Below are 12727 nucleotides of genomic sequence, written 5' to 3' on the forward strand. Positions count from 1 at the left end.
TTCCTTCTCCTTTCTACATGATCTCCAATGTGACCCGGGTGCCTTTCCCGCCCGGTTCGGACGGATGAACGATTAATTTTTTCGGCAGACGCGCTCTCAGCTCCTGCACATGGCTGATCACTCCGACGGATAAGTTGTCCGATTGCAGCTTTTCGAGCGCTGTGACAACGGTGTCTAAGAGCCCTTGGTCAAGAGTCCCGAATCCTTCATCTAAGAAAAAGAATTGCAGCGGGTATTGCCCCCGCAGCTGAATCTGGGCGGACAAGGCAAGCGCAAGCGACAGCGATGTCAGAAACGTCTCCCCGCCGGAAAGGCTTGATACGGGCCGTTTGACGCCTCCATTCGCGTCATCACGCATGACGAAACCGCCTTCTGAATCGACTAATATGCCATACCGCTGCCTTGTCAGCGCTCCGAGACGGGCAGAGGCGTCCCGAGCCACGCTTTCCAGCTGTTCTTCCGCTAAAAATTCGACGAATGTATTGCCTTTACATACAGACTGGAGCTTATCAAGCCTGTCAATCTGTGTCTGCCAGCTTTTCAGTTCGGCTTCAATCTCTTTAAAGCGCTTATGCTGTTTTTGCATAACCGCGAAGGCTTTTGCCTGTGCTCCTTTTTCCTCCATGGCGGCGCCTGACTCAGCCTCTGCCTGCTTCAGCAGAGAAACGGATACTGTCCATTCTTCCTCTGATATCCGGCGGTCGGCTAATTTATCAGTAACACGGCTGATATTTGCCGATAGCTGTTTTGAGGTGTCCAGGAACTCATCAATTTCTTTTTTCATTTCCTCTGCACGCCCTTGCGGAAGCAGACTTTTTTTGACTTGGTCCGGCTCGGTAAATCCGGTGTCTTTTGACCTCAAGCGCCAGTCGTTTTGCGCTTTCTCAAGGGAGGTCTCAGCATCCCTGAGTGACATGAGACTCCCGGATTCCCGGCCTTTTGCGTCATTCAGTGATTGCTGCGCCTGCTTCAGCGCATCGAATAGGGACTGCTCTTTCGATTTTAACAGCTGTAATTCCTGCCGCACCGCTTCAAGCTTTGCGGAAATTGATGTTTCTTCAGCTGCTGTTCCGAGCTCTTGTTCATATCCGTCAATCACCTGCTGCAGGCGCTCAGACGCATAGTGAAGCTCGAGCCGTTCCCGTTCAAGCCGATGCTTCATCTCCTGCAGGCGTTCTTTCTCCTCTTCATGTTCCTTGAGGAATGCGATGCTTGTTTCAATGCGCTTCTCACATTCTTCTGCCTGCCTGTCCTTCTCATCTATCGAAGCCTGCCAGGCGTCAATCCGGTTTGGCGGAATATCACCGCAGACTTCGTTGTACTGATTCAATCGGCTTTCTGACAGCGATTCAAGCTCTTCTAATGAATGTCTGAGACGGTCGGCTTCTTTTTCCTCGTAGCGGATTCGTTCGGCAAGCTGCTCAGCTTGTTTCACCGTCTGCTGATGCGCGCTGATCAGTCTTGTGACCTTCTCTTTTACCGACAGCATATCCTGTTTCATTTGTTTCCATTCCAAGCGGACGGCGCTGAACGCTTCATCAAGCGGGCGTCCGCTGATGGAAGAAGCGGCTTCCAGCTCCGGAACCCGGGCGCTTTGCAGAAACGGACATTCTTCGGTAAAACGCCCCGACTGCTCTTCTAATGCAACCTTGGCTGTCAGCACTTCCTGAGAAAGAGCCGCCGCCTCAGAAAGCAGCGCTTCAACCTGCTGCAACTGTTCCTGTACAACCGTATCAGGCGAGAATGTTTCATGAGCGGAACGCGGGCGGTCATGCTGCGTCGAGCCGCATACAGGACAAGGCTTTCCTTCGATTAGTTTTTCCGATAATTCTTTTGTTAATGCAGCCGTTCTCGCTTCCTCTGAGCGCCTGCGGAGATCGGCTTGCGTTTTGTCAGCCCGTTCGGCTGCGGCTTTCAGTGAACGCTCCGTTTCACAGACCATATGGTAAACGGTTTGAAGCGTTTGATAAGCGTGCGTAATGTCTTCCTCTTCGATTTTCGCTTTCGCTGTGAGCGACTCGCTTTCTCCGTTCAGCTTCTCCATGTTTTTCAGCTGCGTTGTCAGATTGGCCCGTTCTTTCGTGATTTGTTCCTGTGTCTGCTGAAAGCCCGCCGCCAGCTGTGCTGCGGTCTGGCATTTTTTCCGTTCATTGGCGGTCACTTGAACTGCTTTCAGCTCTTCTTTCAGCTCATTCTGCCTGTTTTTACCGCGGGTCAGGCGGTCTTTCACTCCGGCCAGCTGTTTCGAGGCGGCTTCGTATTCTTCCTCTTTTTTGCTGTGTTCCGCATTTGTTTTTTCCGCTTCTTTTTTCGCTTCAAGCAGTTTTTGTTCTATGGCTGAAAGTCTTTGATACAGCTCTTCTTCCTTGACAAGCTTCGGCTCCTGTTCGGCCTTATGGGCCCGCCATGCTTCATAGGCTTCATTTTGCCGGGTAAATGAAACGGTTTCCGCCTCTGATTTCCGTTTGGCCAGTTCGTGCTCCTGTTCGGCGCGCTGCTTCCGGCGGACGGCTTCTGTGTAACGGTCTGCGTACGGCTCAAGGGCGAGAGCGGTTTCCGCCTCTTTAAGACGCTCAGTCAAATCCGTGATGTACGGGCGTCTTTCCTCAAGCTTTTTCTCCCGGCGCTCATATTCATCTCTTTCTGTCTGCAGGTTCCAAATTTCCTGGTGACTTTCAAAACGCTCTTTTGCCCGGACCCGTTTCTTCTCCGCTTCTTCAAGCCGTTCGTTCGCTTCGTGAAACTGCTGTTCAGCCTGCTTCAGCGCATCTTCTCCTGCGTCTCCGAGGCCGGATTGTTCGGCCAGCATTTCATTTTTTTTCGCTGCCGCTTCCTGCGCCCGCCTCCGCAATTTTTTGACAAGCCTGTCCCCGTACTGTTCCAGATTAAACAGGCGCTGGAGCATATGTCTTCTTTCCGCGCCTTTAAGCGACAGAAACTCGGCAAACTTTCCTTGCGGCAGCACGACGGCTCTTGTAAAGTCGTCAATGGTCAGGCCAAGAAGCTCCTCTACCTTTTTGTTCACTTCATTCGCTTTATCGGCCAGCACCGTTTGTTCGTCTTTGATTTCAATCAGGCGGCAGAGGGCGGTTTTTACTTTCGTTTCATCCGTTCTCTTAAAAACGCGCTCGACCTTGTAGGAAACCCGGTGGCCGGATTGAAGCGCGAATGTAAATGAGACGGCGAGCTGATCTTCGGCATGATTCAGGATGCCGTGCGTATTATTTGCGGCGCGCTCCACTTTTCCGTATAAAGCGAGTGTCATGGCATCAAGGATCGACGATTTTCCGCTTCCGGTCGGCCCGAAAATCCCGAACACCCCGGCTCCTGACAGTCCGGCAAAATCAATGGTCTGTTCCTCCCTGAAGCTGTGGAGCCCTTTTATCGTTAACAGAATCGGCTTCATGTCGCATCCTCCTCATCATCTGCTGACGCAAGCTCTAAAAACAGCTTGACCATCTCCTCATCCGGCACGCCGCCGCCCGTTTGTTTTTCATAAAACTTCTTAAATCGATCCTCAATTGATGTGTGTTTCACTTCAATCCGGTCATTGCCGGTCTCTTTTTCTTCAAAAACCGGCCTGATATGGATAAAGCCGGGATGCGCCTTTCTCAGCCGATGAATTTCCTCGAGAGAAAGCTGATCCGTCAAATGGATATCAAGGTCGATCCAGGCATTCCGGTCACGCCCTTCATCAAGCCAGCCGTGAACCTCGCTCAGCCCCTGCGCTTTCCATTTGACGAGCGGTTTACCGGAAGACAGAAAAATCTCTTCCCACTTCGCTTCTCCGCCGGGCTTCGCTTCTACCACCGTCACCGATTTGGCATAACCGGCTTCTGAAAAGCTGTATGCCAGCGGAGAGCCTGAATAACGGGCAGCCGTCTTGGCGCGCTTGATCGTTTGCGGACGGTGGAGATGGCCGAGAGCCACGTAAGCCGCACCAGCCGGCAGGCTGTCAGCGGCAACTGTGTAAGCGCCCCCGACTTCAATCGGACGCTCTGAATCGGTCTGATTTCCCCCCGCGACATAAATGTGGCTCGCCGCGATTTTCACGGCATCGTCCCGGCACAGTCCGCACATGTGAGCAAACGCCTCTCTGATTTTGACATCGTAATGATCGCGAAGAAGCTTTTCCTCAAACGTATCAGAAAGCACTTCGTTTAATCTCGCCTCTGACGGATATGCCAGCGCGGCTACGGCTAACAGCTCGTCCGCCGACGGCACCTCAATATGCACGGGTTCTGTCCGCGGATAGCCGATTAAATGAATGCCGCGCTCATTTGTTAACGGAGAAGCCGCCGCCAGCCTGTCGGGATTGTCATGGTTTCCGGCAATGACGACGACCGGTCGTTTTCCGCCGTCAGAAAGCGCGGAAAGACTTTCGTAATACAATTGTTCAGCGAGCGCAGGCGGGTTGACCGTATCAAATACATCCCCCGCCATAATGACCGCATCAATATTTTCTTCCTTGACAATGGTATTCAGCTCTTCCAATACCTCGGCCTGCTCGCTCAGCCGGCTTCTGCCTTCCAGCGTTTTGCCGAGGTGCCAGTCAGCTGTATGTAAAATGCGCATACCGCATTCACCTCACTTTTTGATAGAAAAAAAGATCCGCTCCAAAAAGGAGCTTCGGATCTTGTTACAGTGTAAGAACGTGACCTCCATCGAAGAAATAGAGCGCACGCCCTTTCACTTTCGTTTTCGTAATTTGTTCAACCGCTTTTGTATACAATTCGATTTGTGTTTCATACCTTTTTTGCAGAATCGGAGCCGCGCCTTCAAATCCGTTCCGGAATTTCCCCTCTATCCGATCTGTCTTATAGTCCAGCAAATAGAGACCGTCCGCAGTTTCGTAGAGGCAGTCAATAATCCCCTGCACGAGCAGCGGTTCACCGGCCGTTTCGGCATCCTTGTACACCTCGCCGGCCGGAAGCGCCATACTGAACGGCACTTCCCGGTCAATCCGCAGCGCCCCGAGAAGATCTTTCCCGATTTCAGTTCCGAAAAACTGAACAATTTCTTCTATATCAATAGCTTCCTGCTGCTCTTCTGTCAGCAGCTCTTTTTCGTAAAGCATCCGGACCGTCCGCTCCGCTTCTTCGGCAGTCGGCACGTGCGTCAGCGGTATGTGCTGCATCACCGTATGCATCGCCGTTCCTTTTTCGGCAGCTGTCAGCCCTTTTTTCATCATAAAACCGGGACGCCTGTATAAAAGCGTGTCTCCTGACGGTTTGATGAGAGAGCGGCCGCTGTATTCATCCTCGTATTCTTGCTTTCTCTTCAGCTCAGAAACTGACTGCTTCGTTCTGATAGCCGTCAGCTCTCGGTACGGATATTCCCATTCAAGCAGACGGCGCGCCTGATCATCAAATGAAAACGAACCAGGAATCGGCTCGCCCTGCTGAATCGCTTTGAGACGTTTGCTCTTTTCTTCTGCACGTTCTTTTGGATTCTCTTCCAGCAATTCACTTTGCTGCAGCATCCGGATGTGAAAACGCGACGGGTCGCGCGCGATATCCTCAGGCGATGAAAGCCCTTGCGTCCTGTGCGCCTCCATGTCACGGTGGCGGATGAGCGCCGGCCCGATAAAGTCCAAATAAGATGACGCCTGATAGCGGTCGAATTCAGAAAGAAGCCAATCAGCCCGGTCTGCTTGCGCCTGCCATTTGGCCAGCTGTTTTTCCCGGTTTTTGCAGGAACCGACGAGAAACAGCTTTTCCTTCGCTCTGGTCAGCGCCACATACAATACGCGCAATTCTTCCGATAAGAGCTCTCTGCGCATCTTTTTCTTCATCGCCACAAGCGGCAGAGTCGGATAGCTGATTCTGAGTTCCGGATGAATATACTTCGTGCCGAAACCGAGCTCTTTATCAAGCAGGTATGATTTGTTGAGATCCATCATATTAAAACTTCTGCCGAGTCCGGCGGTGAAAACGACGGGAAATTCAAGTCCTTTGCTGCTGTGGATCGTCATCAGCCGAACGACATCCTCCTGCTCGCTGAGCGCCCGGGCCGTCCCCAGATCATCGCCGCGCTCCTGCATCCGTTCAATGAACCGCAAAAAGCGGAATAACCCGCGGAACGCCGTCGCTTCGTACGAGCGCGCCCGGTCATACAAGACGCGCAGATTGGCCTGGCGCTGCTTTCCGCCAGGCATGCCGCCTGCATAGTCAAAATATCCGGTATCGCGGTATACTTCCCAAATCAGCTCAGACACCGAATGATTCGTCGAAAATGACCGCCACTTTTGCAGACTGTCATAAAAGGTTCTCAGTTTTTGATACAGGTCATCATGCCTGTCACCGTTCGCTATATATGCTTTCAGCGCTTCATAAAACGGCGCTTTTTTCTTTTCAAGGCGTATCAGCGCAAGTTCATTTTCGTCACATCCGACGATGGGCGAGCGCAGCACGGAAGCAAGCGGAATATCCTGATACGGATTATCAATCACCTTCAAGACTGAAAGCGCCGCAGCCACCTCCACGGCTTCAAAGTAACCCGACGTCAAATTGGCGTACACCGGAATGCCCTGGTTTTTCAGCTCTTCCATTAATTGCGGCGCCCACGGCATGGAGCGCAGCAAAATCACGATATCCCGGTACTGGATATTCCGGTGTGTTTTTGTTTTGCCGTCATATACCTTAAACGGAGATGAGACAAGCTTTCGGATCTCCCCGGCTATCGCTTTCGCTTCCCAGTGCACGGTTTCAAAGTCTTCGGCATCCTCGGCGCTGTCTGCGTCATCAGCGCTGTCAATCAGCAGCAGTTCCGTTTTTGCCGCGTCATTCGGCGGATACGATGCGCCGAGCTTCAATGCCGCCTGTTCATCGTAGTCCACTTCGCCGATTTTTCCGCCCATCAGCTGCTTAAACAAGAAATTCGTACTGTCCAAAATATCGGAGCGGCTGCGGAAATTTTGGTTCAGATCAATTTTCTGCCCCGCGCCTTCCCCGCTTTCTGTAAACCTTTTATATTTCCCGAGAAACAGCAGCGGCTCGGCAAGTCTGAAACGGTAGATCGATTGTTTGACGTCGCCTACCATAAACAGATTTCCCGCCTCTTCATTCCCGCTTTTAACAAGCTGCAGGATAGACTCCTGCACAAGATTGGTATCTTGATATTCATCAACCAGAACTTCATGAAACTGGTCTTGATAATAAACGGCCGCTTCGCTCGGCACCCGCCGGCCTTCTTCATCAACCGCAGTTAAAATCGCCAGGCAGTAATGTTCCAAATCTGAGAAATCAATAATTGATTTTTCTTGTTTCGCCGCTTCAAATCGTTTTCCGTACGATATCACGAGCTGAACGAGCGTTTCGATGACAGGCTTCATATCTGTTAAACTCTTTAAGTGATCTTGCGGACTTCTTGTAAAGTAATCTGTCTTTACCTTTTCGATCAGTTTCTTCGCGCCGTTTCGCAAATCGGTCGCTTCGTCCAAAAGCGCTTTGTCAAATTCATCACCCTTTACCGCCTTCGCCCGCTTAAATGAGACTGCGGGAACCCGTTCATACAGCGCATCGAAGTCATGCCGGCAGCTGATCAGCTCTTCTATCTGCTGAAGGTCATCCAGAAAATTATCAGCGCGCGGCGCCGGCCCGCCGGGCGCTTTTGTCAGTTCAAGCGCCTTCTCAAGCTTTTGTTTTGCCCCGAAGAGCGCCATTTCAACATCTTCTCTCACATACTGGTAAAACGGAAGCTCTTCCATTTTGCTTTCTTCCGTCACGTCATACAGGCGGACAAAGCTTTGCAGCCACGCTTCCGGGTCAGGATGCGACCGGGAATACTCGTACACCCGTTTGACAAGGTCTTGAAGATCCAGATCATGCCTGTCTGTCGTATATCTGTCCGCAAGCTCAAAAAACGCCTGATTCCCTTTTGCGTATTCATCTTCAAACAGCTCATCAAGCACTTCGTCTCCGAGCAATTCGCCTTCCGTCTGGTCAGCCATCCGAAAACCGGGGTCAAGATCAATCATATAATAATATTTTTTAAGCACTTGCAGACAGAAAGAGTGAAGCGTCGAAATGCTCGCCCGATTTAATAGAGAGAGCTGCCGTCTGATATGCAGAGATCCCGGATTTTTGGCGAGCTCTTTTTCTAATGCTTCCGCGATCCGATGCTTCATCTCCGCTGCTGAGGCGTTTGTAAAGGTCACCACAAGGAGCCTGTCAACATCAACCGGATCTTCCTCCGCGGTTATCTTTCTGATCATCCGTTCCACGAGCACGGCCGTTTTACCTGATCCGGCTGCGGCAGCGACCAGAATATCGCGGCCGGAAGAAACGATGGCGCTCCATTGGTCATCCGTCCATATGCTGTCTTTCGGTTTAGGAATTTGCATCATCATCCGCCTCCTTCTTCAGCCAATCCAGTATGGTGCCGTCTTTTTCCGCTTTCAGGCTGCGGTATTCATTTTCCTTAAGCGACTCATCAAACTGGCACACCGATTGAAACGCACAATACGTACAAGGCGTCTTATCTTTCAGCTTATACGGGGTAATGGACACAAGCCCGTCCGTTATCGCTTCGCCCGCCTGTTCAAATGTCCGCCGCACATGGTCTGTCAGCAGATGAAAATCCTGTTCACTGACCGCGGCTGAATCGGATCTTAAAGAACCGTCCTTTTTCAAACCGGCATTGACGATATTTGAACGCCCTTCCTCCAAAGTCGTGTCCATCAGGCTGATCGCCTCCCGGTCACCGAGGAGAAGGCCTTTCATCTTAAATTTCTTGAAAATTTCCTGCTCGATTTCATCAAGCCCCATCGGGAGACTGGCCTGAACCATCGGATCATGGATATGGAAATACAAAACGCCTGCCGGGGTCGCTTTCATGCCGAGCCAATCCGCGGAATGTGTAATCGATAAGTCAAGATATGTGAGCATTTGCAGAGCGAGCCCGTAATACACCTCAGCCAGATCAAGCCCTCTGTCGCTTGATTTATAATCAACGATTCTCAGCAGCAGGCCTTTTGAGCTTTCCGCTTTATCCACGCGGTCGATCCGTCCGACGAGTTCCATCGTACAGCCGTTTTTCAGCGTGAAAGTGAGCGGAGGCAGCGGCCCGCTTCCGCCGAAACCGAGTTCAAGACCGACCGGGACGAAACCGCTCGCCTTCGCATGCTCGCTTAATATGCCAGAAACACGCGTGACGATCTTCTGCAGTTTTTCCTTCACATAAAAGTGTCTGTTTGAGCTGAGCAGAATCTCTTTTTGCAGCTTTGGCGCAAGCCGTTCCACCGCTTCATAGGAGAAATTCCGGCACTGATCTTTCGTCAGATCGCGCCATTCCAGCTTCTGCTCACGAAGCCGGTCTGAAATCAGCTTCAGGCTGGAGTGAAACAGCTGGCCGATATCCGGGGCTTCCAGCTTGAAAAACTGCCGCTCTTTTAATTGAAGCCCGTGTGATGCAAAATGGGAAAACTGGCAGGCATTAAACGCCTCCATCCGGGAGACGCTTCCTTTAATATGCTCGCCGTAAAGCTGGCGCGAAACAGGCCGTTCAAGACGCTTCGCCTCATTGCGGAAAAACAGGCTTGAAAACAGCTTTTTCGCACGTTGGTGATCAGACTCTTTCATCAGCACATTGTATGCGCTCCACCATACGTCACTGATCTCGTACTCTCTTGTCCACAGCCTGAGCTGACTTGCCGTATATGTCTGAGCCACCTGTATATTGACGAGATACTGAAGCTGCTCTTCTTCGCTTACCTGCTCGGGATCAGCCGCTGACAGCTTTTCCTGATGATCGGGAAACAGCTCGCCAAGCCTGTTTACAACGATTGACGGCAGGAGCGTTTTTCCTTCCGCATCGGCAATCGGGTATGACACATAAAGACGGTCAGACGGACTCGACAGCGCCATATAGATGAGAAAATGCTCATCAAGCAGGCGCTCACGCCCCGCGGAAGACAGCTCCACTCCGACCGCTTTCAGCCACTCCCGGTCATCATCAGACAGCACGCCGTTTTCATCCGGGCGCGCCGGAAGAACGCCGTCATTGGCCCCGATGACGAATGTGCAGGACGTGCCGTACATTCTTGAGAGATCCATATTCCCTACAAATACTTGGTCAAGCGCAGGAGGAATTAAAGAAAAATGAAGCGATTCCGTTCCCGTTTCAAGCATTTGCTGGAACAGCGCCAAAGATATTTCATCTTCACCCATCATGCCGGCAAACTCCTCGAGAAGCTGGATAACGGCATCCCACGCCTGGCCGTGCTGCTGCGCTTCGATCATGTTTCCGGCCTCTTCGGCCCGCTGCCTTTTTCGGTCCAGCTTCAGGGGAACATCGGTATCTTCCAAAAAGAGATAAAGAGCCTCCGCCATGCTTTGAACCGTTTTCGCCTTTTTCATCCGGTTTTGAAGCCGGACAAGGGGCGCGGCCATCCACTCTTTCGTCTCATTCAGCATTTGCTCCATCTCTATTTCCTGATCTGTCTGCGCGAAATCCTCATCGAGCGATACGAAGCGCCTGTATACAAACCGCTCGCCGCTCGTCCAGCGCTCCCCTTTAATGCCGTAGGCGATACAGTAGTTTTCAAGCTGATCGACCTGCTCTCTTATTTTCTGCTCCGGCTGATCAAGCGGGAATAACAGTTCGGTTTTCGCACAGCGGAACACCGCTTCATATCTCCAGTTCCCCTTCACGACATCCAGGCTTGAACGGATGAATTCAATAAGCGGGTGATGCTGCATAGAAGCTTTTCCGTCTATAAAATAAGGAAGCCCGTAATCGGCAAACACTTCCTTCAGCAAATCTTTATAATCTTCCGGCTGACGGATGAGAATCGCCATATCTTTGTACCGGTATCCTCCGTCCCGGACAAGTGATTGAATTTCCCGGGCAATACCTTCAAGCTCAGCTCTTCTGTTTTGCGCCTGCATGACGGTAAAAGCTTCCTGTCCGCCGGTATACGCCGCGGCGGGACGCACATCGTACTGCGACTCTATACAGGCAAGCTCCGGCACATGCCGATGCCGCTTCGTGCCATGCAGTTCCTTGCAGGAAATATCGGCATTCAATTCCTTTGCCGTCTGATAAAGCTTATAGTATGTGCTTCCCGTCATTCTGAACAGATCGAGCTCATCCGGTGCCTGTTCCGCCGAAGGGCTGTCCGCCGTCAGCGAGAATGTGACATGTTCAGCATGCATGATCAGCTGCTCCAGCACCCTTAATTCCTGCGGCGTAAATTGATAGAATCCGTCGACATAAACACGGGCGCCTTTTACAACGTCCGCCAAAGGAATCTGCTGAGCGAGCAGCGTCAAATAGTCCTCTGAATGCAAATAGTGTCCGGCGAGGCTTCTTTCCATCTGCTGATATAAAATGCCTAAATCATGAAGTTTTTCAGACAGCATCCGCTCTCCGCGATATTCTGACGCCGTTCCGCTTTCCGCCATGCGGCGGACGTCTCCAGGCTCAATACAGTACCGCTTAAACTCTGTCAGCATCCGTTCCACCTGCTCAGTGAACCCGATTTTGTCACTCGCTTTTTGATACACTTTAAACTCGTGCTTATGTTCTTCAATCAGTTTCCTTAAAAGCATCTGCACACCCGTCGTCGTCACAAACGGGCGGTTCATGCCCCCGGTATGCTGAAGCACGCGCCACGCCAAACGCGAAAAACTGAACACTTGAGCGCGTATCATGCCGCCGATATCCGGCGTTTTAGCAAGCTCATATTCCATTAAAAACGTCATTTGATCCGGGACTAGAAAAATGATCGGTTTCCCGAACGGCTCCCGGCGCAGTTCATCTTGAATGCTGTCGATAATCAGCCTCGTTTTCCCACTCCCCGATCTGCCTACTAAAAACTCAACACCCAAATTAGAAGACCCCTCTCTTTTTATCTTTCTACATTTTATCGAAAGTTGACGAAAATGACCAATCTCATCTGCTGGTAAAAACGGGATGACTGTTTTAAAAAATATCGCTTCTGACCAAAATAAAGAAAAAAGGACTAATGATGATGTCAGAATATCCCGAAGTGATTGTACGGACGGCTCTGTCGTTCAGCATTCTGTTTATCGGCGCCCGGATACTCGGTAAACAAACCATTTCACAGATGACGCTTTTTGATTTCATTGCGGCCATCTCGCTCGGCGCCATCACGGCAAATCTGTCGTTTAATACAAAGCTGCCGATTCATTATAATGTCATTGCCTACATTATTTTCGTGGCAATCATTTACCTTGTCGCATATCTTTCTATGAAAAATAGGACCCTTAGGGGTTTCTTTGCAGGCAAACCGACCATTATCATTCAAAACGGTAAAATACTTGAGCATAATATGAAAACGATGCGTTATACCATCGACTACTTGAACCAGCAGCTGCGTGTAAATGACGTATTTGACATTTCTCAGGTTCAGACTGCCATCATTGAAACAAACGGCAGCATGTCAGTGGAGGTCAAACCGGAATTTGCGCCCATTACAAGACAGGATCTCGGCATCTTTGCCGGACATGAAAAGAACTTTGCCGTTGAGCTGATTATGGACGGCCGGCTGGTGATGAAGAATCTGGAAGAAAACCACGTATCGGAAAAATGGCTGAGAGAAGAATTGGACAAGAGAAACCTCAAACCGGAAGACGTCGTATACGCTGTGCGCGGAAGCAACGGCCGGCTTTTTGTCGACACATACGACGACCATATTACATCGCCGCTAGATCAAGAATAAAAATGACATCCGCACATGTCACGGGCTGCCGCCGTATAATAC

General features: G+C 50.9%; 5 protein-coding genes. 1 reads left to right on the forward strand and 4 read right to left on the reverse strand.

What is annotated here, in order from left to right:
• Positions 1-13: 13 nt before the first annotated feature.
• The 4 genes from sbcC to addB all read right to left on the reverse strand — a co-directional run bounded on the left by sbcC (position 14) and on the right by addB (position 11831).
• On the reverse strand, positions 14-3406 hold the full coding sequence (sbcC, locus tag CXL14_RS17755) for an exonuclease subunit SbcC (RefSeq protein WP_014417370.1): 3393 nt from the start codon (positions 3404-3406) through the stop codon (positions 14-16).
• On the reverse strand, positions 3403-4575 hold the full coding sequence (gene sbcD / locus CXL14_RS17760) for an exonuclease subunit SbcD (RefSeq protein WP_014417369.1): 1173 nt from the start codon (positions 4573-4575) through the stop codon (positions 3403-3405). The genes sbcC and sbcD overlap by 4 nt, the downstream gene beginning before the upstream one ends.
• A 64-nt stretch (positions 4576-4639) precedes the next feature.
• A complete protein-coding gene (gene addA / locus CXL14_RS17765; RefSeq protein WP_014720976.1) occupies positions 4640-8344 on the reverse strand; it encodes a helicase-exonuclease AddAB subunit AddA in 3705 nt (1234 codons plus the stop codon).
• Positions 8331-11831: a helicase-exonuclease AddAB subunit AddB gene (addB, locus tag CXL14_RS17770; RefSeq protein WP_014417367.1), complete on the reverse strand. Its 3501-nt coding sequence runs from the start codon at positions 11829-11831 to the stop codon at positions 8331-8333. Before addB ends, addA begins: the two co-directional genes overlap by 14 nt.
• A 140-nt stretch (positions 11832-11971) precedes the next feature.
• On the opposite strand from addB, the gene CXL14_RS17775 reads away from it, so the two are divergent.
• Positions 11972-12685 carry a DUF421 domain-containing protein gene (locus CXL14_RS17775; RefSeq protein WP_014417366.1) on the forward strand — a complete coding sequence of 238 codons (714 nt, stop codon included), beginning with the start codon at positions 11972-11974 and terminating at the stop codon, positions 12683-12685.
• Positions 12686-12727: the final 42 nt, after the last annotated feature.

Source organism: Bacillus sp. SJ-10 (assembly GCF_002843505.1).
GTDB classification, from domain to species: Bacteria; Bacillota; Bacilli; order Bacillales; family Bacillaceae; genus Bacillus; species Bacillus velezensis.